The sequence below is a fragment of the Caballeronia sp. LjRoot34 genome, assembly GCF_964253815.1.
GTDB lineage: Bacteria > Pseudomonadota > Gammaproteobacteria > Burkholderiales > Burkholderiaceae > Caballeronia.
Window position 1 is genome coordinate 4016876 of the sequence record NZ_CAXUSB020000001.1, and the last position, 23870, is coordinate 4040745.

Annotated in this window: 25 protein-coding genes; 14 read left to right on the forward strand and 11 right to left on the reverse strand. The window is 60.6% G+C overall.

The window, feature by feature from the left end; genetic code table 11:
- Positions 1-80 precede the first annotated feature (80 nt).
- From ACSQ36_RS18090 to ACSQ36_RS18100, 3 genes are all read left to right on the forward strand, one after another.
- Positions 81-1529, forward strand: a complete 1449-nt coding sequence (locus ACSQ36_RS18090; RefSeq protein WP_436182877.1) for a DUF2957 domain-containing protein — start codon at positions 81-83, stop codon at positions 1527-1529.
- A gap of 115 nt (positions 1530-1644) precedes the next feature.
- Entirely contained in the window at positions 1645-2892 is a 1248-nt protein-coding gene (locus ACSQ36_RS18095) for a DUF2957 domain-containing protein (RefSeq protein ID WP_436182878.1), read from the forward strand.
- Positions 2893-3004: 112 nt separating this feature from the next.
- Positions 3005-3841 (forward strand): OmpW/AlkL family protein, encoded by an 837-nt coding sequence (locus ACSQ36_RS18100; RefSeq protein WP_436182879.1) that lies wholly within the window; start codon positions 3005-3007, stop codon positions 3839-3841.
- A gap of 166 nt (positions 3842-4007) precedes the next feature.
- Here ACSQ36_RS18100 and ACSQ36_RS18105 read toward each other — a convergent pair whose 3' ends face one another.
- The 3 genes from ACSQ36_RS18105 to ACSQ36_RS18115 all read right to left on the reverse strand — a co-directional run bounded on the left by ACSQ36_RS18105 (position 4008) and on the right by ACSQ36_RS18115 (position 6137).
- Complete coding sequence (locus tag ACSQ36_RS18105) at positions 4008-4373, reverse strand: response regulator (RefSeq protein ID WP_213768746.1); 366 nt, start codon at positions 4371-4373, stop codon at positions 4008-4010.
- Between the two features lie 10 nt (positions 4374-4383).
- A complete protein-coding gene (locus ACSQ36_RS18110) occupies positions 4384-4812 on the reverse strand; it encodes a hypothetical protein (protein WP_436183211.1) in 429 nt (142 codons plus the stop codon).
- A 368-nt stretch (positions 4813-5180) separates the two neighbouring features.
- The gene (locus ACSQ36_RS18115) at positions 5181-6137 is read right to left on the reverse strand and encodes an NAD(P)-dependent oxidoreductase (RefSeq protein ID WP_436183212.1); all 957 of its coding nucleotides are present in this window, start codon (positions 6135-6137) and stop codon (positions 5181-5183) included.
- A 189-nt stretch (positions 6138-6326) separates the two neighbouring features.
- On the opposite strand from ACSQ36_RS18115, the gene ACSQ36_RS18120 reads away from it, so the two are divergent.
- Both ACSQ36_RS18120 and ACSQ36_RS18125 read left to right on the forward strand, forming a co-directional pair.
- Positions 6327-7106: a Mut7-C RNAse domain-containing protein gene (locus ACSQ36_RS18120; RefSeq protein ID WP_436182880.1), complete on the forward strand. Its 780-nt coding sequence runs from the start codon at positions 6327-6329 to the stop codon at positions 7104-7106.
- Positions 7107-7236: 130 nt separating this feature from the next.
- Positions 7237-7506 (forward strand): hypothetical protein, encoded by a 270-nt coding sequence (locus ACSQ36_RS18125; RefSeq protein ID WP_213768887.1) that lies wholly within the window; start codon positions 7237-7239, stop codon positions 7504-7506.
- Between the two features lie 258 nt (positions 7507-7764).
- Here the strand turns inward: ACSQ36_RS18125 and ACSQ36_RS18130 are convergent, their stop codons facing one another.
- From ACSQ36_RS18130 to ACSQ36_RS18145, 4 genes are all read right to left on the reverse strand, one after another.
- A complete protein-coding gene (locus ACSQ36_RS18130) occupies positions 7765-8076 on the reverse strand; it encodes a cupin domain-containing protein (protein WP_436182881.1) in 312 nt (103 codons plus the stop codon).
- A 66-nt stretch (positions 8077-8142) separates the two neighbouring features.
- Positions 8143-8454 (reverse strand): high-potential iron-sulfur protein, encoded by a 312-nt coding sequence (locus ACSQ36_RS18135; protein ID WP_436182882.1) that lies wholly within the window; start codon positions 8452-8454, stop codon positions 8143-8145.
- Between the two features lie 149 nt (positions 8455-8603).
- A complete protein-coding gene (locus ACSQ36_RS18140; RefSeq protein WP_436182883.1) occupies positions 8604-9704 on the reverse strand; it encodes an NAD(P)/FAD-dependent oxidoreductase in 1101 nt (366 codons plus the stop codon).
- A gap of 210 nt (positions 9705-9914) precedes the next feature.
- Complete coding sequence (locus tag ACSQ36_RS18145) at positions 9915-10892, reverse strand: AAA family ATPase (RefSeq protein ID WP_089166049.1); 978 nt, start codon at positions 10890-10892, stop codon at positions 9915-9917.
- A 378-nt stretch (positions 10893-11270) separates the two neighbouring features.
- Between ACSQ36_RS18145 and ACSQ36_RS18150 the strand changes: the two genes are divergently transcribed.
- On the forward strand, positions 11271-11774 hold the full coding sequence (locus ACSQ36_RS18150) for a hypothetical protein (protein WP_436182884.1): 504 nt from the start codon (positions 11271-11273) through the stop codon (positions 11772-11774).
- Between the two features lie 79 nt (positions 11775-11853).
- Entirely contained in the window at positions 11854-12660 is an 807-nt protein-coding gene (locus tag ACSQ36_RS18155; RefSeq protein WP_089166047.1) for an endonuclease/exonuclease/phosphatase family protein, read from the forward strand.
- 45 nt (positions 12661-12705) lie between these two features.
- Here ACSQ36_RS18155 and ACSQ36_RS18160 read toward each other — a convergent pair whose 3' ends face one another.
- The 3 genes from ACSQ36_RS18160 to ACSQ36_RS18170 all read right to left on the reverse strand — a co-directional run bounded on the left by ACSQ36_RS18160 (position 12706) and on the right by ACSQ36_RS18170 (position 15051).
- Positions 12706-13119, reverse strand: coding sequence for a response regulator (locus ACSQ36_RS18160; RefSeq protein ID WP_436182885.1), 414 nt, complete (start codon positions 13117-13119; stop codon positions 12706-12708).
- A gap of 70 nt (positions 13120-13189) precedes the next feature.
- Complete coding sequence (locus tag ACSQ36_RS18165) at positions 13190-14185, reverse strand: aldose 1-epimerase (RefSeq protein ID WP_436183213.1); 996 nt, start codon at positions 14183-14185, stop codon at positions 13190-13192.
- Positions 14186-14250: 65 nt separating this feature from the next.
- Entirely contained in the window at positions 14251-15051 is an 801-nt protein-coding gene (locus ACSQ36_RS18170; protein WP_213768870.1) for a phytanoyl-CoA dioxygenase family protein, read from the reverse strand.
- A 304-nt stretch (positions 15052-15355) separates the two neighbouring features.
- Here ACSQ36_RS18170 and ACSQ36_RS18175 point away from each other — a divergent pair, with 304 nt between their 5' ends.
- The 6 genes from ACSQ36_RS18175 (at position 15356) to ACSQ36_RS18200 (ending at position 21950) form a co-directional block, all read left to right on the forward strand.
- Positions 15356-16414 carry a LacI family DNA-binding transcriptional regulator gene (locus tag ACSQ36_RS18175; RefSeq protein ID WP_436183214.1) on the forward strand — a complete coding sequence of 353 codons (1059 nt, stop codon included), beginning with the start codon at positions 15356-15358 and terminating at the stop codon, positions 16412-16414.
- 124 nt (positions 16415-16538) lie between these two features.
- Entirely contained in the window at positions 16539-17552 is a 1014-nt protein-coding gene (locus ACSQ36_RS18180; RefSeq protein ID WP_213768871.1) for an ABC transporter substrate-binding protein, read from the forward strand.
- A 154-nt stretch (positions 17553-17706) separates the two neighbouring features.
- Positions 17707-19281, forward strand: a complete 1575-nt coding sequence (locus tag ACSQ36_RS18185) for a sugar ABC transporter ATP-binding protein (protein ID WP_436182886.1) — start codon at positions 17707-17709, stop codon at positions 19279-19281.
- The gene (locus tag ACSQ36_RS18190; RefSeq protein ID WP_436182887.1) at positions 19278-20264 is read left to right on the forward strand and encodes an ABC transporter permease; all 987 of its coding nucleotides are present in this window, start codon (positions 19278-19280) and stop codon (positions 20262-20264) included. The genes ACSQ36_RS18185 and ACSQ36_RS18190 overlap by 4 nt, the downstream gene beginning before the upstream one ends.
- 12 nt (positions 20265-20276) lie before the next feature.
- The gene (locus ACSQ36_RS18195) at positions 20277-21233 is read left to right on the forward strand and encodes an ABC transporter permease (RefSeq protein WP_436182888.1); all 957 of its coding nucleotides are present in this window, start codon (positions 20277-20279) and stop codon (positions 21231-21233) included.
- Positions 21234-21353: 120 nt separating this feature from the next.
- Positions 21354-21950: an alpha-ketoglutarate-dependent dioxygenase AlkB family protein gene (locus ACSQ36_RS18200; protein ID WP_436182889.1), complete on the forward strand. Its 597-nt coding sequence runs from the start codon at positions 21354-21356 to the stop codon at positions 21948-21950.
- A gap of 2 nt (positions 21951-21952) precedes the next feature.
- Here the strand turns inward: ACSQ36_RS18200 and ACSQ36_RS18205 are convergent, their stop codons facing one another.
- On the reverse strand, positions 21953-22345 hold the full coding sequence (locus ACSQ36_RS18205) for a RidA family protein (protein ID WP_213768876.1): 393 nt from the start codon (positions 22343-22345) through the stop codon (positions 21953-21955).
- A 195-nt stretch (positions 22346-22540) separates the two neighbouring features.
- On the opposite strand from ACSQ36_RS18205, the gene ACSQ36_RS18210 reads away from it, so the two are divergent.
- Positions 22541-23770 (forward strand): DUF2252 domain-containing protein, encoded by a 1230-nt coding sequence (locus ACSQ36_RS18210; RefSeq protein ID WP_436182890.1) that lies wholly within the window; start codon positions 22541-22543, stop codon positions 23768-23770.
- The last annotated feature ends 100 nt before the right edge of the window (positions 23771-23870 follow it).

Here is a 23870-nt window from a genome sequence, read left to right on the forward strand (position 1 = left end):
TTTAGATGTTTCAGTCGGTTGACATACGAAAAAGTGATAGCGAAATTACACGTGCAAAACTAGATAAGGGAGACCGCGTTATGCCGTATGCCATTTCGAAAGGACTCGCGCTCGCACTTGCGACCGCGCCGTTGTTTGTTGCCTGCGGCGGCAACGCCGACAACCCGGGTCCGATCAACACGCCGCAATGTTCCGGCGCGAGTTGTGGCACGCAAGGCGCGCCGGCTGTGGGCGCAGGTGCCGCGCCGTTGTGTCCGGCTAACGCGGATATTGTCTCGAGCACGTATCTGGGCGGCGCGGGCAGTGGCGAGATCGTGAGCCTGAACATCGACGCCGTGAACATGACATACACGCTGAAGTGGCTCGAATCGCCCATTCCGCTTGTCACCGGGACCGTCAACCCGACCCGCAAGGGCACGACGATCGTCGGCGCAGTCGTGCACCCGCCGGCAGGCACTTTGCCCACGGCGGAGCAAACCCGTTGCGCGTTCGTGCTGACGCCAGGCGGTGGCCAGGCATCGGATGGATCGATCTACACCACCGCCGCCGCGTTCAACCAAGCGAACCCGCCGACCATCTTTATCGGCCAGGGCGTGGCCGGCGGCGGCATTCCGGGTGCGACCGTGCAGTACAGCGGGGCAACGCTGACCGCTGACGGCGTCAACCCGATCCCCGGTTTCCCGCCACTGTTCCCGGTGCCGAACCGGCACTTCGACTTCTATCCGTTCATCGGTTTCTCAACGGTGAGCACGAACGTCGCGGATCTCAAGGGCACGTATAACGCGCTGCTTTACCACCTGGTTCCATCGAATAACTACTCGACCACGACCACGCAGGCACAGGAATCCTTCGATACCGCCGGCAACTGCACGGTGCCCGTGCCGGCATCGAATACGTCTTGCCAGACGACCGGTGGCGCGTGGACGGCGAACGCGGGCGGCGCGTATTTCACCAGCGCCGTTGCACCGCAAGTGCAGGGTCAACGTTCCTCGCCAGCGTTGACGGGCCTCGGCTTCCCTGCGTTCCCGGCTGTCGCGAACGCGAACATGGTGATCGGCAAGGTCAACGGCGCCATCGTGCCAATTGTCGTGCGCACCGGTCAGGTCTTCGTGCCGTCGCCGCTCACGCCGTTGAACGCGACCGCATCACAAGTCGACGATGAATCCGGCATCGCCATGCTCGCTCCGAACACGGCGCTCGCATCGGGCGCGTTCGATGGCGGTTATGTCGGCGCGGATTCGAACTTCAAGTACACGGCGACGTTGCTGCAAGGTCCGGTCGGCTCGTTCATCAATCCATCGACGCAGGCTTCCGAGACCGGTTTCGGCATGAGCTACGCGCAGCAGTTGCCCGGCTTGATCGGCGTGCAGGACCAGAACGGCGGCCAGGGTGCGCTGATCTCGGCGGGCGGCCTGTACGGGATTTTCATTGCCGGCAGCACGGTGAACGGCGGTCTGACCTCCACGTCCGCTAACGCCGATACGCCTGCAAGTCCGTACTTCGGTATCGGCGCGCTGCTTAGCAAATAAGCGCCGCCGGGCACACGGGCACACGGACGCCCGACAAGCACTCAAGACCAGGGCAACCGGCAAGCGCCGGTTGCCGACGAAAGACGAACGAACAAATGTGGATGGAGACAGCAGTATGAAATGGAGAACTTTTGCGTTGGGTGCGATGGGTGCGTCGATCGCCAGCGTCACGCCGTTCCTTGGCGGCTGCGGCGGCGGCAGCGATGCGCCTCAGCCGCCGGTCGTCCGGCTGTGCCCGGCGTCGCTTGACTACACGACCACCTTCACCGGTGGCGGCGGCAGCGGCGAACTCGTCCAGCTGCAACTCGACACGACGAAACTCACGTGGCAGGTGACCTACGTGGAATCTCCCATTCCGGCCGTGACCGGCACAGTCTCCCCCACCCGCGCCGGCACGTCCCAGAACGGCACGCTGACGATGGAAACCGGCCTGCCCACGCAAAAGCTCAATCAGTGCGCGTACCAGTTGAACGGCGCGACGCTCGACCCAACGCGTCCCGCGCGCATTTTCGTGGGCGAAGGGGTCGCGGGCGGCACGATTCCGGGCAAGGAACTGCAGTTCGGCGGGATTCTTGGCCAGGGTGTTGTACCTGACCGGACCTTCCCGTATTACCCGTTCATCGGTTTCTCGACGCTTGAGACCAATCTCGCCAATGTCGCCGGGACATATAGCCAACTGGGCTATCACGAGATTCCGTCGCAAAACTACGCGCGCATCTCTGTCGATTCGAAGATCACCATCAATGCCGACGGCACCTGGCAAGAGTGCGACAACACCGGCGTGAACGCCGGCAAATGCCAGCAAGCCGGATCGAACTTCGCACCATCGCCGGATGGCAGCGGTGCGTTCGTCACCAACAACTTCCTTGGGCAAGGCAACCCGACACTCGCAACCGGTCCGTTGGGCAAGGGCTACATGATCGTGGGCAAGCTGCGCGGCCAGAACGTGCCGATCCTCGTGCGTACCGGCACGGCGAACGCCACGATCACCACAGGCATTCCGCCGTTCGCCGACGACGAATCCGGCATTTCGATGATGTCGCCGCAAATCAGCGTGGCATCGGGATCGGTGAACGGGGAATACGTCGGCGTGGATAACGCCTTCGATTACCGCACGACCGCGCTCAGTGGCACGCAGGCCACCTTGATCGATCCGTTCCAGCCGTCGCAGGTTGCGTTGTCGCGTGCGTTGAACCTGGATTACACGGAAACGATTCCGGGTCTGGTGACATCGACGGTGGTGGGTGCGTCGACCGGCACTACACCGACCGGCAAGTTCATCTTCTCCGGCGGCGTGTTCGGCTATCTCGACGAGAGCGACCCGACGACACCGTATTTCACCATCGGCTCATTTGTTCAGTGACCCAGTGACCCAGTAACCGTCCGGCAGCCCATCAAGAACGGCTGCATGCGAACAACGCCCGGGTTTTCTCGCGCTGCGTTCGCATGACGGCCTGTAACCGAAGAGAGACGAAATGAAAAAGCTTTTGGCTGCGGGAAAACCGTTGGCGGTAGCGGTCGCTGCATGTGCGTCGCTGTCGGCCCATGCACAGAGTGCCGGCGATAACGTCGTGGGACTCGGCTGGTTTCACGTCATGCCGCAGGATTCGAGCGATGCACTGACCACGCATGTGGCGCCTACGCCGATCAATACGCCGCTGCGGTTGCCGTCCCAATTCACGTCACCGGGAACGAGTTTGTCGACGAAGAGTGCCGATACCCTGGGCCTTGTCTTCACGCACTTTTTCACCGATCACATTGCGACCACGTTTGTAGGCGGCGTGCCGCCCGCGTTTGAACTCGATGGTCACGGCACGATCCAGCCGCCGGGACCGGCGGGCGCGCTTGGCAACCAGAATCTCGATCAGACCAACCCGATCGTGAAAAGCGTGCGGCAGTGGAGCCCGGCGCTGATATTCCAGTATTACTTCAATGCGCCGACTGCTGCGTTCCGACCGTTTGCGGGCCTTGGCGTGTCGTATAACTTCTTTACGAACATCAAGCTCACCGATGGTTTCATAAACTCGACACAGAGTAATCTTGGCGCGGTGCTGGCGGCGGGCGCGGGCAAGCCGGGGCCGACGTCGGTGGAGGCGAAGGCTTCGTCGTCGTGGCAGCCGGTGTTCAATCTCGGCGCGACTTATAACTTCGACAAACACTGGGGTTTGATTGCTTCGCTAACCTACATTCCGTTGAGAACGACATCGTCGTTGATCATCAAGGCGGCTGATGGGACCGAACTTGCTACGACGAAATCAAGGCTCAGTGCCAATCCGCTGATTACGTTTTTGGCGGTGTCGTACCGGTTCTGAGGGAATCGTGCGGTAAAAACGCGGATAAAAAAAAGCCCGCCTAAGATGGGCGGGCTGAATCCATATCAGTAGAGACATGGAGGAGACAACCCCACTGTACCAAAATCATTGGTGCAGCGCAACATCCTCCCGTCGATTCACGTCAATTTGTTGCGAGCGTACAACATCAAGGTTGGGTCATCGACAGAATAAAGCCCAATTGGTCGATAGAAACCGGTTTCACCAGATGAATATCGAAGCCCGCTTCCTGCGTCATAGCATGATGCTGCGGCTGTCCCCAGCCAGTCAGCGCAACCAGCAGCATTGCCTGACCCTCGGGCAATGCACGCAAGGCACGCGCGGCAGAAAGACCATCCATCGGCGACATGCCCAGATCCAGAATCACCACGTCCGGTGCGAATTGCCGCGCCACGTCGAGCGCCTGAGCGCCGCACGACGCCTGCGCCACTTGATGTCCCAGCCCCGTCAGCAAGTTCGCGAGGCAACTCAGGGCATCGTCGTCATCATCGGCTATGAGAACACGCTTGGTCACGACTGTCCCCTCATTTGCCCGACACCGCGAGCGTCAACTTTCCAGCACCAGCAGTCGTTGCAGTGATCTGCGTGCGCTGCCCCCGCGCCCCAATATAAAAATGCTGCCGGCCCGGCGAGTTTTGATCGTGGGTAGCGTCCGGCAAGCACGCGGCAATGTCCGCCGCCACGCCCTGCAAAGCGTCCGCCGCCGATCCGGCGTTTGCCCCCTTCGTCCACGAACAGCTATAAGTGCCGGCTTTCGCCGCGCACTGCGCATCGCGGCCATAAGGCTGCGCGACGGCTTTGCCATCGTCGGGTCGCAGGGAGGCGAAACCATGAGGTGCGGCCGCCACGATGTGCTTGAGTGCATCGCAGGGATTGGGGGTGTCGTCGGCGAGAGCGATCGCGGGCGTACTCATGCAAGCCCATGCAAGGCCCGCCGATGCCGCCACGAACATGAGACCCCGAAGAGTGCTTTTCATAGTGGGCGCTGTCCTGTCTCCGCTTCGTCTTTTTATACGCTGGCCCGGGAGTCGACCCGAAAACCCGCTTCCAGGTCACGTCCAAACCACCTTTCAAGCCGGTTTCGTCGCCGACGAGACCTTTTGAAAAGCCTGCACCAGCGGCGTGTGTCCGTATGTGCGCCACCGAATGCTGTCCAGAATGCTGTCAAATTCGAAACGATCCCGAACCTGAGGCAAACGGCGCGACAAGTATAGGGAACGTTCCTGTCCGTTGCCGCTATTTATCGTCGATACAACGCCGTCGCGTCCGGGCTTTACTCGGGCTTTACTTTTACTGCCGCGCAAGAATCAAACCGTATTGATCACACCTTCTTCCCCGCCCGGCGTGCGGCGACCTTTCCCAGCACGGCCAGGTCCTTGTCGCCGTCGCCCTGGGCGAGGACATCGATCAGGTTGTCGCGCACCAGGCTTGCCACGGGCAGCGCCACGTTCACGGCATCGCCCGCAGCGAGCGCGAGCCGTACGTCTTTCAGGCCAAGCCGCGCCTTGAACAACGCCGGTTCATAGCGGTTGTCGGCGATCATCCGGCCATAACCCTGGTACACCGGGCCCGGAAACAGCGTGTTCGAGATCACGTCGAGGAACGCGTGCGGATCGATGCCATGCCCCGTCATCAGCGACGCGGCCTCGGCCGTTGTTTCGATCGCCGATGCCAGCATGAAGTTCGCCGCCAGTTTGAACACGTTCGCGTGTTGCGGTGCAGTACCGACGCGCCACGTCTTCTGGCCGATGACATCGAAGACCGGTTGCACACGAGCGATGGCTTCATCGGCGCCCGCCGCCACGATATTCAGTTTGCCCGCCGCCGCGACATCCGGCCGCCCGAGCACGGGTGCCGCGACGTACGCCACGCCGTGCCGCTCGTGCAGGCTCGCCAGTTCCTCGCAGAACGCCACGGAAATGGTGGCCATGTTCACGTGGACCAGTCCTTTGGGCGCGCGCTCGAGCAAGCCGCTGTCGATGAGAACGGCGCGCAACGCGGCGTCGTCGGCGAGCATGGAGAACACCGCGTCGCCCGAAAACGCTTCATCCGCCGATGCAACCACGCGCGCGCCTTGTTCGGCGAGCGCTTTCGCGGCGTCGGGTGAGCGGTTCCAGACGCGTACCGTGTGGCCGGCCTTCAGCGCATTTAGCGCCATCGCGCCGCCCATGTTGCCGAGTCCAATAAATCCAATATCCATGTCGTTCTCCTGTGTCGACCGGAGTTCCCGCTTTAGCGGGTTACTCTGGTCCCATGCAACTTCATTGCGGTTGACCAGAGTTCCGGCTTTAACGCCTTACTCCGGTCCCATGCAACTTCATTGCGGTTGACCAGAGTTCCGGCTTTAACGCCTTACTCCGGTTCCATGCAACTTTCGTTGCGGTTGACGAATACGATGCCCCCGCCACGCCCCTCGCTCCGACGCGACTCAAAGCAGCTCCGTCGAAGCGATGCGATACTCGAATCCATGACGACTGCCACGTTCCGTTTTCATCGGGAGTTGAATGAGTTCCTGGCGCGGCCGCAGCGCGAACAGGCGTTTGCGTACGTGTGTCCGGTGGCGTCGACGACCAAGCATATGATCGAAGCACTCGGCGTGCCGCACACCGAGGTAGCGCTAATTCTACGCAACGGCCTGCCCGCCGGCTTCGATACCCTCATGGAAGACGCCGATTTTATCGATGTCTATCCGCCCGGCATGATGCCTCGCGCGCTTGAAATCGTGCATCCGTTGCGCGCGCCATTGCGGCTGGAGACGCTGCGTTTTATCGCCGATGCCCATCTTGGCGGCCTGGCTCAACTGCTTCGGCTAGCCGGTTTCGATACCCGCTACGACAACCATTTCCCCGACGATGAAATCGAGCAGCTTGCGCTCGCCGAACATCGCGTGGTGCTCACGCGCGATCGTGAATTACTGAAGCGCCGCTCGCTGGTCCACGGCTGCTACGTGCGCACGCTACAACCCGATGCGCAATGGCGCGAAGTCGCGACACGGCTCGGACTTGCGCAGCATGTCCGCCCCTTCCGCCTGTGCCTGATGTGCAACGCGCCGCTGCGCCGCGCGAGCGCGGACGAGGTGAGCGACCGCGTGCCGGAAGGTGTGCTTGAACGGCACGCGCGGTTTGTCACGTGCGATGTCTGCAGACGGGTATTTTGGGAAGGGTCGCACTGGAAGCGGATGCGCGCGCGGATCGAAGAATTGATGGACGCCACGACCGGCATTCCGCCTGTTCCGGCGTCCGGCTAATGGCTCATTAGCCGCTCATTAGTCCCTCGGTAATCGCGCTCAGAAATGGCTCAAGCCCGGAGGTGCGTACAATACGCGCCTCGGCCCTGTGCCTCTATAGCTTTTGGAGCTTCGCGTGAAAAAATTCGAAATGGAAAAAAACAAGGCGCTCAAGCTCGCCAACGGCCTGAAGCAAAACAGCGCGTCGAGCTTCGGCCCGCAAGCTGGACAGCCGAAGCTGGACAAGCGCGAACAGCGCCGGCTGGATCAGGAAAAAGGACTCGTGCCGTTCGCCTGCAAGCTGGACAGCGATCTCGTCAGGCAACTGCAGGAACAAGCCGCCAAGCACGAAGGCGGAATGTCGGAAGCGCTGGCGGAGTTGTTGGTGAAAGCGGGTCTGGAACGCAAGGCGACGGTTTAAGCGCATCCGCTGAGTTTGCCCTCGTAGTTCGGCTCAAGACGGCGTTATAACCGTCGATTGTCATGGAGCCAAAGTGCGGCGCAGGTATATCGTCTGCTGAATAAGAAGCCGTTCCGGGGTATTGCGGGACGGCTTTTTTACGCACGTTCTCAGTCGCAGCCGCGCTCGCCAGCCTGGAAACCGGTGCAAGTCACGCATGCGTACACGCGAAGCTCGCACTCTGGCCGAAAAGCCTCTGCACTGACGCGTGAACTTATTTCAAACGCTTCCTTCTTTCTCAATCACCAGGATTCGCGCGATACCCACCGGCTCGGCGACATGTTCATCGCCGGGATGGGCGTGGAAGATATCGCCGGCGTCGAGCAGCCATTCTTCCTCTACGCCCTCTCGCCGCACGCGCATCCGCACCTGGCCTTGCATGACCGCGAAGACTTCCTCGCCGTCGTTCACGTGCCATTTATACGGCGCATCAGTCCAGTGCAGACGGCATGAGACGCCGTTCATCGTGGCGATATCAAGTGCGCCCCACGCGCGCTCGGCAGTAAATTCGCGGCTTTTGACAACTTTCATGGGTCATCCGGCAAGAGATCAATACATCAAGACCGCGCATTTCGATGATCACGGGCTACCGGCCGCTCAGGCTTTCTTGTTATAAGCGTTGCACCAGCCCTTCGATGCAACCTGCTTGCCGGCGAACATCGGGCAGCCTGCAAACGCATCGGTGGCTTTGCCTTGATAGAACGAGCAATTGCCGCAATCCTGGCCGGTGGCGTAGCGCGGGAATTTGGCTTTATCGACGGTTGTAGCGTCCAGCTTGTAGCCGAGGCTTTGCGCCATTGAATCTGACTCGGCCAGTTTGACGGGGTCGGCGAATGCGGTACGCGAAACCGCCAGCGCCGATGCCACGCCAATGCTCGAAATCAGGAACGTGCGTCGTGAGGACTTCATGAGAATGTGCTCCGTGGTATTGGGGGTGTGCGCCGTTCTTGTCGACGACGATCTCCAAAGCATATCAATGCGAAGCACAACAAACTCAGCCAAATCTTATAGATAACCGATGGCGAAAGGTCGCAGCGGGCGTCGCCCTCACTTCGCCTTCACCCCAACATCTTCGCGACCTTCTCCGCAATCGCCAGCGACGCCGTCAACCCGGGCGATTCAATCCCGAACAAGTTCACCAACCCGGCCATGCCGTGTGCCGCCCGTCCCTGAATCAGGAAGTCGGCCGCCGGCTGCCCCGGCCCGGAAAGTTTTGGCCGAATCCCTGCGTAAGCGGGTTGTAGCGCGTCGTCGGGAAGATTCGGCCAATACGCGCGAATGGCGGCGTAAAAGCTGGCCGCGCGCTGCGGATCGACGGTGTAATCGATCTTCTGGATCCATTCCACGTCAGGACCGAACTTGGCCTGCCCACCCATATCGATAGTGAGATGCACGCCGAGTCCGGCTTCATTCGGCATCGGATAAATCAGGCGGTCAAACGGCGTCCGGCCGCTCACGGCGAAGTAATTGCCCTTAGCGAAATACAGCGGCGGCACATGGCGCGCGTCGAGCCCGCGGATAGTGCGCGCAATCTGGTTCGCCGACAGCCCCGCGCTGTTGATCACGCAATCGGCCTGAAAGCGCATCGGCGCTTCGCCCCCCGTTTCCACGATAAACGCACCGTCGCGGGCATCGATATCCGTCACCGGCGTATGAAACGCCACCGTCGCGCCGTCGCGTTCTGCGTCGCCTTGCAACGCGAGCATGAATTGATGGCTATCGATAATGCCGGTCTGAGGCGAGAAAAACGCTTCCACGCACTGAAGCTGCGGCTCCATCTCCATGGCTTCGGCGCCGCTTACGCGCACCAGGTCCGTGACGCCGTTTTCGACAGCCTTGTTCTGGATCGCCGTCAGTTGCGGCAACTGGTTGCGCGCCGTGGCAACGAGTAATTTGCCGCAGCGGTTGTACGGGACGCCGTGGGCGTCGCAATACTCGTAGAGCATCGCCCGGCCACGCACGCACAAATCGGCCTTCAGCGAGCCGCGCGGGTAATACAGCCCCGCGTGGATCACCTCGCTATTGCGCGAACTCGTGCTCGTGCCGACCGCTTCGCCCGCCTCGAGCACGATCACCTCGCGGCCACGCGCGGCCATCGCCCGCGCGACAGCGAGTCCGACCACGCCAGCGCCAATCACCACACATTCGATTCTGTCCATCTCACTATTCTAGGCCAGCCAGCACGAGCGCTTCGCGTGGTTTATCGCGCGTTATTGCGCTTTTCGTGCGATTAGCCATACCGACTCCCATAAGGCATCATTTTCCGAAATAATCCGGGCCAAATCAGGAAATATGGCCTTTTTGCCCGAAAAAAGTCAGTTTCAGGCCATATTTCGAGGGGTTTTTGCAGATTTTGCCAAAACGCCCGATCAGAACCCGATCGATTTCTTTCGGCCACCATTGCCTAATTCGATGTCCCGCGCCTGCACTTCATGCCGGTTATCGATACGTGCGTTGCCAAAAGCATTGAGCATCGCGCGCCGCATGGCTCGCGGGGAAGCCTGCGTCAATGCGTCGAGCGGCGCGTCGCCGAGTGTTTCCGGAAAGCGTGCGCCCCACGCATGCGCGCTGCGGATCTCGTGATAAATCGACTGGGCAATACGGCGCGCGCCATCGCGATCCGGCGGCGCGATCTCGTACACGTTCATCCGGTTCAGCAACGGCTCGGGAATCGTGTTTGCCTGATTCGCCGTCGCGATCCAGACCACATTGCCGGCGTTGATCGGAATTTCAGCGAATTCATCGATGAAACTCTGCGCCGTATCGTGTTCCAGCAATGCGTACAGCGCGCCGAGCGGATCGTATTGGGCGTCGCCGGTGGCTTTGTCGATTTCATCGACCGTCATCACCGGATTGGCGTAACTGCCGTTCACGAGCGCATCGAACACTTTGCCCGGCTTCGCGTTGCGCCATTGCGATGACGCGCCCGACAAGATCCAGCCCGCCGTCAGCGAACTCATGGCGAGGTAATGGCAGGAAGTACCGAGCAAACGCGCAAGCTGTTTCGCGAAATGCGTCTTGCCAATGCCGGGATCGCCGAGCAGCAACATGGGCATCAATTCGAGCCTGTCCTCGGTTTCAAGGCACAGCGCGATCTGCTTGCGGACGTCGTTGAGCGGCTCCTGGAAATTGGGCAAGTCCGCCACCAGATCGTCTATGGACGGCATCCGGTTCGGCTTGACGCAAAAGCGCAGATTGCCCGCTTTCAGCATCTTTTCGTACGTCGCGCGCAGCGCCTCGCTGCCCCCTTCGCTCAGGTCGTTCAATGCAGTTTCAACCTCGTCCAGGTCGTAGACCTTGCTGAACGACGCCACGGCGAGTTCTTGTTTGACTACGGCGGTGCTCATGGCTTTCCCCGGTTTTGTTGATCGGCAAATCCAGTTTATCGGCCATAAAGATGCACGCAAGCGAGCAGTCCCGGGCGTCTGCTGCTAAACGGTTAAAAATGCGATGGCTTCGGCAGGCGAGCCCAAGCGCTTGTATGATCGACAAGCTGCGCTGCGGAAAAAATGGGTGCGTGCCGGGTGCGGAAAGTGCGTCGCCTATTGGATCCTATTGGATGGAACGCACGACATTGCCGCCGTTTTCGCCTACGCGCCGGTAGCTTTTGGAAACATTTCGGGGCCGAACGCCAGCAGCGGATCAGAGTCAGAGTCACCAGGCAAGCTACCCGGATCGAACGGGCCATGGCCCAGACGCAATAAGGGATCAGGAGAAAAGCACACATGTTGAAATACCAGACGGCAGCGTTGCTGTTCTGCGCCGCGCTCACCGCGCCTTTCAGCGCCCTTGCGCAAGGCACGCCGCCGCAGCCGGTCAAATGGGAACTGCAGGTTGTGCAGGATGGTCAGCAGACCGACAGCTTCACTGGCACGACCAGCGTCGGCCAGGCCCACACCGATACCCATCATCACGTGGTAAAAAACAACGTCGGTTGCGCGGACAAACCCGCCGGCGACATCGACCTGCAGCGCACCCTCACCATTTCCCCCATACACGCCAACAGCGACGACATCACGTTGCAGATCGACGCGCAGGAAACCTTGCAGGACAGCACCGCGGCCGTTACGGATCAGGGTTGCAAGCTGCCGCCCCAACCGCGTCAGGTCAGTGCCACGCATCCCGGGCTGGTCTTGAAGCCGGGCGAATGGTCGACGTGGCAGATCATCGATAAAAATCCGTCGCTCACCTACAAGGTTCGTGCGACGCTGGCAACGGCTGCGCAGTAGCGCGCCGCGCGTCGATCACGCTCGGCGCCGCCGCGTCCCACACCGCGCCGTTCAACTTCGCGGTCAACACACTCATCGCATGCGAAATCCAGAACATTTCACCTCCGGAATTCCCTCCGCTCACGACACCCCCGACTTCGTGGCCGTGAGCTGGAACCTGCACAAGGGCCGCTCACCGCTCGGCCTCCAGGCGTGGAGCGCAATGCAGCGCTGGGTTCAGTCGACCAAAGCCGATGCCTATTTCCTGCAGGAAGCCATGGCGCGCCGGATGCCGCAGCCGGTGCTGGCGGCGAGTTTCGGCAATCCGCTCGATGCCCCGGTCGATGACATCTGGCATTGTCAGGCGACGGAAATAGCAACATCGCTCGATTTGCAGATCGCGCTCGGGCAGAACGTGTTCAAGCCATCGTGGCGGCATGGCAACGCGATTCTTTCCCCGCATCCGCTGGATCTGGGTGGACGTTGGGACATCTCGGCGCATCGATTCGAGCGGCGCGGCTTGCTGGTCGCGCGCGCCACGTTTGCCGGTCGCTCGGTCACGCTGCTGTGCGCGCATCTTGCGTTGACGCGAGCGGCGCGGCTGCGGCAAATGAACTGGATTGCGTTGTGGATTTCGAAGGAAGCGCCTGAAGGGCCGCTCGTTCTGGCGGGCGACTTCAACGACTGGCGTAATGATTCGGTGGGGGTCTTCGGTGAACTTGGGATGAGCGAAGTGGCGACCATGCTCGGCGAATCCGGTCGGACCTATCCAGCGTTTTCACCCGCGCTCGCGCTCGACAAGATGTTCGTGCGCGGTATGAAACCGGTTGAATGGATCACACCGACGCAGGACACCGCATGGCTGTCCGATCATCTGCCGTATATGGCGAAGTTAAGGGTGGAGTGAGCGGGGGTTTTACTTCGCGTTTTACTTCCAGCTTTACTTCGAGCTTTACTTCGCGCGGTCTGCAAATGACGCCGCGATCACGGTTTCTATCGCGGTGAAAGACACGGGTTTGACCAGATGATGGTCGAAGCCGGCATCGCGGGCTGCTTTCTTGTCGCTGTCCGCGCCATAACCCGTCAACGCGATCAGCAACGCGGTCTTAGTCACCGCGCGCGTGCGCAACTCCCGCGCGACCTCAAAACCGTCCATGCCCGGCAAGCCGATATCCAAGACCACGACATCGGGCGCGAAGTCATCGACCATGGCAAGCGCGCTCGGGCCGTCATGCATCACACGAACTTCGTGGCCTAGCGTTTCGAGTAGCATCGACATGGCTTCGGCTGCATCGACGCTGTCATCGACGAGCAAGACCCGGCGCGGTTGGGTGGATTCGCCGGGCGCGCTGTCGATCGTCGTCATGGTACTTTCCTGGATTTTTGAGAATGCTGAAGGTGCTCGCGCGCTCAGTGGATCAAGCTCGCGGATAATTTCAGGATGATACCGGGAAAGTGGATTTGTTCCGTTCGACGTCGGATTGGGCAAGATCGCCCGGCATCCAGCCGAAGCGTGCTTGCACTGTTTCTCCGGGCATCAGGACGCCCCCGCCCACGTCCTCTCGCGGCGCATCGAGATTCAGGAAATCCACCGTGTTCGTTACAGGCTCCACGCACAGCAGGTCAGGATGCGCCGAGGGTGCGTATAAAACCATGTGATCGAACGGCGCATCGGCGCAAAGCGTCACGCTGCGGAGTTCATCCGGCCAGTCGATGGTCGCCGACCTCGACCAGCCAGCGAAGTTGTTGTCGAGATCGAAGGCATTCGCGGACAAGCCTTCAGGCGACGCCAACGCATCAACGCACGGATGCGCGCCGAGAAACGTTGGCAGGAGATCCTGCGTGGCGTGCCACATCGCGCGGACGTGGGTGTGGATGCGCGTCGCCGGCGTGCGAGGGTAATAAGGATGATGACCCATGCCGAACGGCATAGGCTGACCGGCGAGATTGCGTATCGACATGGTGACGAACAAGCCTGAGTCATCGAGTTCGAAACGCTGCGTCGCTTCATATCGATACGGCCAGTGGTGCGCCGGTTCGCTGCCAGGTTCGTGGTTCAGATGCAATTCCACCATGGTCGACGACACCAGACCCACGCGCCACGGCCGCCGCCACGCGTGCCCATGCAGCGCGTGATCGAACGCGTTGCCATCGGCGGATAGATCGACCTCGCGGCCGTCGAAAGTAAAACGCGCGTCGCGTAGCCGGTTGCAGTACGGCAACAGCGGAAAGCTCGCCATGCCGAGTGGGTTGCAAGCAGCGAGCGCGTCGGCCGACGCGGGGCGCAGCCAATGCAGCGCGCCGCGACCATCGTTGCCGTTGCCGTCCGGCAGATCGTAGAACGCCGCGATCGCCCCACCGACGTGCGGCGCCAGTAACACGCGCCGATCCTCGAACCGCAGTTCGATCAGCGCAGCATCCTTCAACGCGATGCGAAACGCGTCGTCATCAAGGTTGTTGGCGGCGCTTTGATTCACGCCTTCCTGACGATCGGCGTTCAATATGCAAACCGCTGATAACTTTCATCGAAGGTCCGCGGGGTCTTGTCGACTTGCGGGCTATAACGCAGCAACCGTTTCGCGCGGGCAGGCAACGCGGCGAACACATCGCGCGGGACTTGCACCTGTACTTCCGGCCTGAAATACCACGAACGGCTATAACCGATCACGACCATCGGACGCGGGGTATCGGTGAAATTCGGCGTGCCCCGATGCAACCCGCGCACATCGCGGATCATCACGTCGCCGAGTTGCATGGGAACGCGTTCCGCCGGAAACCGGCCAGTCGCCAAACCGGCAAGCGCATCCTCACGCGATATCCGATGCGTCCCGCGCGTAATCTCCAGCGACCCGTTCTCATCATTCACATCGATAAGCGGAAAATTCACCGCCAACTGGAACGACGGTGTTTCCGGCACGCCATCGAACAAAGGCGGCGTGTCGCGATGCCAGTCCTGAAAATCAGAACCGCGCACGGGGGTATCGGTGGCGAGCTGGCACATCACGGGATCCGGCCCGGCAATTCGCTCGACGATTCCCAGTACATCGTCATCGCAAAAAATGGCGGGATCGGCAAACTCGCCTTCGAACGGCAACGTGACGTAATAGCGCCCCGGCCCACGATTGCCGCTGCCACCCTGCTCGCGCGCCGCCTCCGCATGCGGTGTGAAAAGCGGCGCGAAAGCCGCGCCCCACGCTTCGAGCGTCGCGCGCGGGAAATGGTCGGGCAGCAGCACAAAACCGTCACGTTCAAAATCCTCCGCAAGCGCATCGCGAGCGCGCTCGTCGTAGCGGGCCATCGTCGTCTCCTTGGTTGCGCCACGCGAGTCGGGCGCGGTCGGCACGCGTGGCTTTCATTGATTCGACAGCCCAGCGTGCGCCCCGAGAATCGCACGACCGCCACGAAATAGTCAATATTATTAGTAATAACACTTAGATTTGTCTTAACCCCGGCAAAGCCAATCCTGGCGATGGTTTTCGAGCGTTGTCGATAGAAAATATTAGTGGTACCGTCGGCGGCATCCGCAGACTGTTTCAGCGCAACGCAACGCCGCCTTTTCGCGGTCACTGACAATGAAAAAATCCACGCAACGCCGTCCGACGATGACCGACATCGCGAAGCTGACCGGCGTTTCGCAATCCACCGTCTCGCTCGTACTGAACAACGCGACCAGCGCAAAATTCTCCGACGCCACACGCAACAAAGTACTGAAGGCCGCGCAGGATCTCGGCTATCGGATGACATCCCGCGAGCCGCTGGACGCCGCAATCACGGCGAACGAAAAGAACCTGATCGTGTATCTCGCCGATGAAATTTCGACGAGTCCGCATCCGGTGGTGAACATCGACGGCGCGCGCGATACAGCGTTCGCAAACGGCCGGATGCTTGCCGTTTACTCGACGCACGGCAACGCGGAAATCGAACAGCAAGTGCTCGATGCCACGCTGACGAACCCCAACGTGCTCGGCGTGATTTACGCGACGGTGTACACGCGCAAGGTGACGTTGCCCGCAGCGCTTTCCAAGGTCCCAACGGTCCTGCTGAACTGCTACACAGGCGATTCCGAGCTTTCGTCGGTGGTGCCGGCTGAAGTCACGGGGGGCCATACCGCGACGGAATATTTGCTGAACTCGGGGCATCGAAGGATTGGGTATGTGAACGGCGAACCCTGGCAAGACGCGTCGCGCGACCGGCTGAAGGGATATCGGATGGCGCTCGCAACTGCAGACCTGCCGTTCGCCGCCGAGCTGGTGCGTGAAGGCGACTGGAGTTCGGGTTCTGGCTTCGAACAGACCCTGTCGTTAATGCGCCAGCCCAACCCGCCAACAGCCATTTTCTGCGCGAACGACTTGATGGCGCTCGGCGCAATCGAAGCGCTGAAGCAGCTCGGATTGAGGGTGCCAGAAGACGTTTCCGTACTCGGCTACGACGATCAGGAGATCGCCCGGCATACCCATCCGCCGTTGTCCACGGTCGTCCTGCCCAACTATGAACTGGGCCGATGGGCCGTTGAAACACTGCTCCAGGAGGAGCACAACCGCGCCGCCGGCGCACCCGTGCGCCGACGTACGGTGAAGCTCGACGGGCCGCTGGTGGAACGCGCATCGGTAAGGGTAATTACCGTGGCAAAACAGCCCGCAATTAATAATATTAGCGATTGACCAATAATAAAATACGGTGGAATAATCATCGCACCTCGACTTATTGAGATGGAGCACCAAGAACGAAAAACACGGCAGGACCGAAGCACTTAAAAAAGCAGGACCATCCATACCGGAGGAAGACATGCTGTCGCTTGAAAATTTCAACAAACGCAAATTCCCGTTGCGCGTGCTGGCCACGTCGGCGCTCGCGCTGTCGATGATCGCGGGCTTCAGCATCGCCCACGCCGATGACTCTCCCCTGCCCAAGCTCGCGACCAAGAAACCCTTGCGCGTCGGCTTCGCCCAGACCGAAAGCAACAACCCGTGGCGTCTCGCCGAAACCAAGAGCTTCAAGGACGTCGCGGCGAAGTGCGGCTGGCAGATGGTGATGACCGATGCGAACAGCTCGGCATCGAAACAAGTCGCCGATATCCAGAGCATGATCGCGCAGCACGTCGATTTGATCGTGTTCCCGCCGCGTGAAGAAAAGCCGCTCGCGCCAATTGTGTTGCAGGCGAAGAAAGCGGGCATTCCGGTGATCCTGGTCGACCGTGACGTGGATCAGTCGGTGGCGAAAGCGGGGCGCGACTACATTACGTTCATTGGCTCGGACTTCATCAACCAGGGGCAGCGTGCGGCCGACTGGCTGGTCAAGTCGACTGGCGGCAAGGCGAAGATCATCGAACTGGAAGGATCGACGGGTGCGTCCGCTGCGAACGATCGCAAGAAGGGTTTTGACGACGTGATCGCGAAGAATCCGGGCATGCAGATCATCGCGTCGCAAAGTGGTGACTTTGCGCGTGACACGGGTCGTAAAGTCATGGAAACGCTGCTTCAGGCGCATCCCGACGTGACCGCCGTGTACGCGCACAACGACGAAATGGCGCTCGGCGCGATTGCCGCTATCAAGGCGGCCGGCAAGCAGCCGGGCAAGGACATCACCATTGTGACCATCGACGGGACGAAGGGCGGTTTGGACGCCATCGCTGCCGGCGAACTCGGTGCAAGCGTGCAGTCGAGCCCGTTCTTCGGCCCGCTCGCGTGCGATGTGGCGCAGAAATTCGCGAAGGGCGAAACGGTCCCGCCGTGGGTGAAAGTCTCCGACCGCTTCTACGATAAAAGCAACGTTAAAGAGAGCATGCAGTACGGCTATTGAACGAACACGTTCAGTGAACGTATGACGCTTGGGTAAGAGCAACGAAGGTGTTCGAAGCGGCGCGCCCCGTCTTTCGCGGGCCGTCGCTTCTTTTGTATCCGGCGGATGGAAACGCAGTCACTGCGTGAAACCAGTCGCCAGGGAGACGCACTAGATGAACACGCCGAATTCCGGATCACCCCTGCTCGAGATGCAGGACATCGACATCAGCTTTGGCGGCGTGGCCGCGTTGCGGCACGCCCGGCTGTCGGTGACAGCAGGAGAAGTGCATGCGCTGATCGGGCAGAACGGCGCGGGTAAGTCGACGCTGATCAAGATCCTGACGGGCGCGTACCGGCGCACGTCAGGCACGATTCGCTTCGATGGCCGCGAAGCCGATTTCCGCAGCCCGAAAGAAGCGCGCGAAGCCGGTATCAGCACGATCTACCAGGAGATCAATCTCGTCCCGTTCCGCTCGATTGCCGAGAACATTTTTCTCGGCCGCGAGCCGCGTCGATTCGGGTTGATCGACTGGAAGACGGTTCACCGGCGCGCGCAGGAATTGCTCGATTCGTTCGGATTACAGATCGATGTCAGCAAAGCCGTGCGTGAGTTTTCAACCGCTATCCAGCAGATGGTGGCGCTGGCGCGGGCGGTATCGTCGGAAGCGAAGATGGTCATCATGGATGAATCCACGTCCTCGCTCGATGAACGCGAAGTCGAATTGCTCTTCAGCGTAGTGAGGCGTTTAAGGGACGACGGCCGCGCGGTGATTTTCGTCTCGCATCGGCTGGATGAGTTGTATGCGCTGTGCGATCGCGTTACGGTCATGCGCGACGGACAAACCGTTGCGGAAAGCCCGATGGCCGCGCTCGACAAGCTGCAACTCGTCACCACCATGCTTGGTCGGACACTCGCCGCCGTCGTGCACGAGGACAGCGCGGTCAAGGAAGCGAACCTCGCCAAACGCGGTTCGACGGCGATCAGCGCGATGAACCTCGGCGCGGGCGCGAAGGTGTCGGATGTATCGCTCGATGTCCACTCAGGCGAGGCCGTTGGTCTCGCCGGGCTGCTTGGTTCGGGCCGAACGGAAACCATGCGGTTGATGTTCGGCGCGGATCCGGCCGAGCGCGGGTCGCTTTCCATCGGTGGCAAACCAGTTACGCTCAAGTCGCCGCAGGACGCAATAGCGCGCGGGATTGCGTATCTCACCGAGGACCGCAAGGGCGAAGGCATCGTGCCGGAGCTGTCGGTGCGCGATAACCTCACGCTCGTATGCCTGCGCACGCTGACCAAACGCGGTGTGGTCGATGTCGCGAAGCAGCGCGAGATAGTGGACCAGTTTATCGAATCGCTGGGCATCAAAATGCGTTCGCCCGATCAACCGATCCGCGAATTATCGGGCGGTAATCAGCAGAAGGTTTTGCTCGCGCGCTGGCTCGCGACGAATCCAACCTTGCTGCTGCTCGATGAACCCACAAGAGGGATTGATGTCGGCGCCAAGGCCGACGTCGCCAAGATCATCCGTGAACTGCGCGACTCGGGGCTGGCGGTGTTGCTGTCGGCGTCGGAGCTGGAAGAGCTCACTGCGGTAGCCGATCGCGCGGTCGTGATCCGCGATGGCAAGACCGTCGCCGAACTCGACGGTGCGCGCATGAGCGAAGCATCGATCATGGATGCGATCGCGTATGGATCGGGGGAAGAATCCACGCTGGCGGAAGCGGTCGATGCCAAAGAAGGTCAGCCATGAATCAGAAAACGCAACCGGCAACAGCCGCGCCGATCGTGCAGGCCGCGCAGAAGAAAAAACATCGGATAACGATTCAGCGCGAGATCGCCGTGCTGCTCGCGATGATCGTTTTCAACCTGCTCTTCACGCAGCACTTCTGGTCGCTGCAAACCTTCAACGTTAACCTGACGCAAGTGGTGACGATCGTGATCGTCGGCATTGGGATGACGCTGGTCGTGGCGACGGGTGGTATCGATTTATCGGTGGGCGCATCAATGGCGATTGCCGGTTCGCTCGCGCCGATGATCTTCATGAACGTAGCCGGGCCGTTCGGCATCGCGTTGGCCTTTGTCTTGCCTGTTTTGGCCGCCGCTGTCTGCGGTGTGTTCAACGGCTTCCTCGTCACGAGGCTCTCCGTGCAGCCGATTGTCGCGACGCTGGTGCTGTTCATCGCTGGGCGCGGCATTGCACAAGTGTTTACCGACGGCAGCCTGCAAGCGTTCGACAACCCCGCCTTCCAGTGGATCGCGCTGGGCCGCGTGGCGGGCGTGCCGGCGCAAGTATTCCTGATGCTCGCGCTCGTGGCCGTGTTCGCGTGGATCGTGCGCAAGACCTTGTTCGGCCAGTACCTGCTCGTGACGGGCGGCAATGAGCGCGCAGCGTACCTGAGCGGGATTCCAACGGCACGCGTGAAGATGATCGCTTACACCTTGTGCGCGGCGTTGGCAGGGCTGGCGGGGTTGATATCGATCTCCGTGAATTCATCGTCGGACGCTAACGTGATCGGCCTCGGCTCCGAGCTCGATGCCATTGCCGCAGTGGCCGTGGGCGGCACGGCGTTGACGGGTGGCAGGGCGTACATAGTGGGCACGCTGATTGGCGCGCTGATCATCCAGTTGCTGCGATACACGCTGCTTGCCCACGGCATTCCCGATGCCGCCGCGTTGGTGGTGAAAGCCGGCATCATCATCGCCGCAGTGTATGTCCAGCGGCGTCAGCGATAGGGATACATCGACATGAAAAAGAACCTTCCCATTCTGTTGGCGTTAGCGGCGTTACTCGTACTCGGCGTGCTTCGATACGACCACTTTGCATCCGCCTACAACATCAATTCTTTCTGGCGATATAACTCGATGTTCGCGTTGATATCGGTGGGCATGGCGTTTGTGATCATCACGGGCGGCATCGATCTGTCGGTCGGAACGGTGGCGGCGCTGGCGAGCGTGGTGGCTGCGTTGGCGAGCCCGTATGGCGGTCTGGTCGCGGTGCTCGCGGGCGCGGCAGCGGGGCTCGCGATAGGCGTGTTGAATGGCCTCGTCATCACGCACATGCGGATCTTGCCGTTTATCGTTACGTTGGCGACCAGCCTGGGGGCGCATGGGTTGGCGTTGCTGCTGGGACATAACGATGCCGTATCGATTGCGGCCACCTCCAGTTTCGCCAACTTTGGACAGGGGGATTTATGGGGTTTGCCGATTCCGGGAATCGTGGCGGCATTGGCGGCTGTGTTGGGCTGGCTGGCGTTGCGAAGCACACGCTTCGGCCGACACGCGCTGGCCATAGGCGGTAGCGAAGAAGCATCGCGTTTGATGGGCTTGAATGTAGACAGGACGCTGGTCGCGGTCTATGCGCTGAGCGGCTTGCTGGCCGGCATAGCGGGCGCGATACTGGCTGCCCAATTCGGCGCAGGGCAGCCGAATGAAGGCGTGGGCTGGGAGTTGTTCGCGATATCGGCGGTGGTGCTGGGCGGGACGTTGCTAACCGGCGGACAAGGATCGATCGCAATGACGATAGCCGGCGTCGCGCTGCTGGGTTTGGTGTTCAACCTGCTGAACTTCGAGAATGGACTGGGCTTTATCAGCCTGTCGGCGTATTGGCAATCGGTGATACGCGGCGTGTTCTTGTTGCTGGTGATCGTGCTGCAAGCGCGTGTGCTGAAGAAACGGGTGACGGTGACGAAGCTCGCTCGTTGAATTGATGAGCCGCCGCGCAACGTGGCGGCTTTGGAAACATGTGAGCAAGTTTCAGGAAAGAGAATCTGCTAAGTTACTGACATCGACTTAGCAGATAGCCTGAAGGCGAAAATCACCGCCATGTTCGACCTCTTCGACGACATTCCCAAGCCTGACATCGTATGGCTGCCTGACTGGCTGGACGCGCCGACGGCGTCGGACACGTTAGCCGCTTTGCTCGATGAAATCACCTGGCAGCAGGACTCAATGAACACGCCTGCCGGCAAGATCCCCTTCCCGCGCCTGACCGCGTGGCAGGGCGATCCTGGCGCGGTGTACGTGTACTCAGGCATTCGCAACATTCCGAAGCCGTGGACGCCAGCCGTATTAACGCTCAAAACACAGGCCGAAGCCGAAGCGAAAACGACGTTCAACAGCGTCCTGATCAACCGCTACCGCACGGGCATGGACAGCATGGGCTGGCATGCCGACAAGGAGCGTGAACTCGGGCCAGAACCGGTGATCGCCTCGGTAAGTCTGGGCACGACGCGGACCTTCGACTTCCGGCATACGAAGACCCGGCAAACGCATACGCTTCAACTCACGCACGGCAGCTTGCTCATCATGCAGGGGCGCACTCAACTCGACTGGGCGCATAGGGTGCCGAAAGAACCGGAAGCCCGCGGAGAACGGATCAACCTCACCTTCCGGCACGTGGACTCATCGGCGAGTAAATAAACTCATCGTTTGGCGACGAAATCAATCTCCACCAGCGCATCGCGAGCCAACCCTGTCACGCCGATACACGTCCTAGCCGGCAACGGCTTAGGCAGAAAGTAGCCTTTATAAACCTCGTTCATCGCGGCGTAATCGCGTTTGAATTCGGTCAGGAAAATCCGCACGCTGACCACGTTATCCAGCGATAACCCGATCCCTTCCAGCACAAGAATCAGGTTATCCATCACGCGTCGCGTCTGTGCTTCCACGCCTTCGGGCAAGGGCTTGGTGTCGTCGGCGGGATCGGTCGGCATTTGACCGGTGAGGAACACCCAGCCATCCGCTTCGGCCGCGTGAGAAAAAGGACCGACCGGCGTGGGCGCGGTATCGACCATGGAAAAGGTGGGTAGCGTCATCGTGTCTCCTTGGAAAGCGCAGGCCGATACCGTAACGGATCAAAAATCCAGCCGCCGGGCCAAACGATCACAACGCTCGACGGCTTTGCTGCACGATCAAAACCAGCGACAAGCATCCGCCCGCAAACACCCTTCATTTTCATTACACGGCGACGGCATACGCCTTGCTCCAAGTGAGCACTACAGGACGATCCCATGCCCAAGAAAAAATTCAAGCTTCCCAGTCCCAACGATCGTCAGGCGCTCCTCTATGAGCGTCGCAACATGAAGATGGCCGAATCGGCGCATGCCTACGTGCGCGGCAGCACGACCAAGTTTTATGAATGGCTCGACGGCATTGAAGGACATTCGCTCCCCGAAGGCCCCGCCATCTGGATTTGCGGCGATTGCCACACGGGCAATCTCGGGCCCGTTGCCAACGCCGACGGCCGCGTGGAGATCCAGATCCGCGATCTCGACCAGACCGTGATCGGCAATCCGGCGCACGACATCATCCGGCTTGGGCTATCGCTGGCAACGGCCGCGCGCGGCTCTGACCTGCCCGGCGTCACGACAGCACGCATGATGGAAGCGCTCGCGCAAGGCTATGAACATGCCTTCGATCGTTCCAGCCATCGCTCTGGCAAGGACACGAAACCCGAAGAGGTACGGGTGATGATGAAGGAAGCGGTGCGCCGCACGTGGCAGCAACTGGCGATCGAACGCATTGAAGACATTGAACCGAGCATTCCCCTCGGCAAGCGTTTCTGGCCGCTCGACAAGAGTGAGCGAGCCGAAATAGAGGCGCTGTTCCAGCAGCGCGAGATTGCCGATATAGCAACCGCCCTGCGCAAGAACGCTGACGAAGAAAACGTCACCGTAATCGATGCCGCGTATTGGGTGAAGGGCTGCAGCTCGCTCGGCCGGTTGCGATATGCGGTGTTGCTGGACATCGACGGCGGTGCGATAGACGGCGACGATCTTTGCCTTATCGATATCAAGGAAGGTGCAAAGGCCGCAGCACCGCGTTATACGGATCAGGCGTCGCGCAAGCGCATGCCGCGCGATAACGCGGAACGGATCGTGGAAGGGGCGCGGCATCTGACGCCGTGGCTTGGAGAGCGGATGCGCCCGGCGCGTTTGAACGACCGGTCGGTGGTGATTCGCGAACTGTTGCCGCAGGACATGAAGCTGACGGTCGAACAATTGACGCAGGATGAAGCGATGAAGGCAGCGCGCTTCCTGGCGATGGTCGTTGGTAAAGCGCACGCCCGGCAGATGGATACGGCACAGCGGCGCGCGTGGTTATCCGAGTTGCACCGCGCGAAGTCGAAGTCGCTGGATGCGCCTTCGTGGCTATGGAAAAGTATCGTGGAACTGGTGAGCAGCCACGAAGGCGGTTATCTCGAACATTGTCGCCGATACGCGCTGGCATCGGCTTCGTAACGCGCACACTTTCACGTGCCAATGAAAAGGGCCGCCCACCCACGATGGTTGGATGAACGGCCCTTCTTCGTACAGACTGCCTTGATGCTTGCCGACCGAG

What these genes read in the sequence shown, in the direction of transcription:
- ACSQ36_RS18185 (WP_436182886.1), top strand. Translation starts at nt 17,707, where the DNA reads ATGAACACGCCGAATTCCGGATCACCCCTGCTCGAGATGCAGGACATC.
- ACSQ36_RS18195 (WP_436182888.1), top strand. Translation starts at nt 20,277, where the DNA reads ATGAAAAAGAACCTTCCCATTCTGTTGGCGTTAGCGGCGTTACTCGTA.
- ACSQ36_RS18100 (WP_436182879.1), top strand. Translation starts at nt 3,005, where the DNA reads ATGAAAAAGCTTTTGGCTGCGGGAAAACCGTTGGCGGTAGCGGTCGCT.
- ACSQ36_RS18135 (WP_436182882.1), bottom strand. Translation starts at nt 8,454, where the DNA reads ATGAAGTCCTCACGACGCACGTTCCTGATTTCGAGCATTGGCGTGGCA.
- ACSQ36_RS18210 (WP_436182890.1), top strand. Translation starts at nt 22,541, where the DNA reads ATGCCCAAGAAAAAATTCAAGCTTCCCAGTCCCAACGATCGTCAGGCG.
- ACSQ36_RS18130 (WP_436182881.1), bottom strand. Translation starts at nt 8,076, where the DNA reads ATGAAAGTTGTCAAAAGCCGCGAATTTACTGCCGAGCGCGCGTGGGGC.
- ACSQ36_RS18180 (WP_213768871.1), top strand. Translation starts at nt 16,539, where the DNA reads ATGCTGTCGCTTGAAAATTTCAACAAACGCAAATTCCCGTTGCGCGTG.
- ACSQ36_RS18110 (WP_436183211.1), bottom strand. Translation starts at nt 4,812, where the DNA reads ATGTTCGTGGCGGCATCGGCGGGCCTTGCATGGGCTTGCATGAGTACG.
- ACSQ36_RS18190 (WP_436182887.1), top strand. Translation starts at nt 19,278, where the DNA reads ATGAATCAGAAAACGCAACCGGCAACAGCCGCGCCGATCGTGCAGGCC.
- ACSQ36_RS18095 (WP_436182878.1), top strand. Translation starts at nt 1,645, where the DNA reads ATGAAATGGAGAACTTTTGCGTTGGGTGCGATGGGTGCGTCGATCGCC.
- ACSQ36_RS18205 (WP_213768876.1), bottom strand. Translation starts at nt 22,345, where the DNA reads ATGACGCTACCCACCTTTTCCATGGTCGATACCGCGCCCACGCCGGTC.
- ACSQ36_RS18090 (WP_436182877.1), top strand. Translation starts at nt 81, where the DNA reads ATGCCGTATGCCATTTCGAAAGGACTCGCGCTCGCACTTGCGACCGCG.
- ACSQ36_RS18200 (WP_436182889.1), top strand. Translation starts at nt 21,354, where the DNA reads ATGTTCGACCTCTTCGACGACATTCCCAAGCCTGACATCGTATGGCTG.
- ACSQ36_RS18120 (WP_436182880.1), top strand. Translation starts at nt 6,327, where the DNA reads ATGACGACTGCCACGTTCCGTTTTCATCGGGAGTTGAATGAGTTCCTG.
- ACSQ36_RS18160 (WP_436182885.1), bottom strand. Translation starts at nt 13,119, where the DNA reads ATGACGACGATCGACAGCGCGCCCGGCGAATCCACCCAACCGCGCCGG.
- ACSQ36_RS18140 (WP_436182883.1), bottom strand. Translation starts at nt 9,704, where the DNA reads ATGGACAGAATCGAATGTGTGGTGATTGGCGCTGGCGTGGTCGGACTC.
- ACSQ36_RS18170 (WP_213768870.1), bottom strand. Translation starts at nt 15,051, where the DNA reads ATGGCCCGCTACGACGAGCGCGCTCGCGATGCGCTTGCGGAGGATTTT.
- ACSQ36_RS18150 (WP_436182884.1), top strand. Translation starts at nt 11,271, where the DNA reads ATGTTGAAATACCAGACGGCAGCGTTGCTGTTCTGCGCCGCGCTCACC.
- ACSQ36_RS18145 (WP_089166049.1), bottom strand. Translation starts at nt 10,892, where the DNA reads ATGAGCACCGCCGTAGTCAAACAAGAACTCGCCGTGGCGTCGTTCAGC.
- ACSQ36_RS18175 (WP_436183214.1), top strand. Translation starts at nt 15,356, where the DNA reads ATGACCGACATCGCGAAGCTGACCGGCGTTTCGCAATCCACCGTCTCG.
- ACSQ36_RS18125 (WP_213768887.1), top strand. Translation starts at nt 7,237, where the DNA reads ATGGAAAAAAACAAGGCGCTCAAGCTCGCCAACGGCCTGAAGCAAAAC.
- ACSQ36_RS18155 (WP_089166047.1), top strand. Translation starts at nt 11,854, where the DNA reads ATGCGAAATCCAGAACATTTCACCTCCGGAATTCCCTCCGCTCACGAC.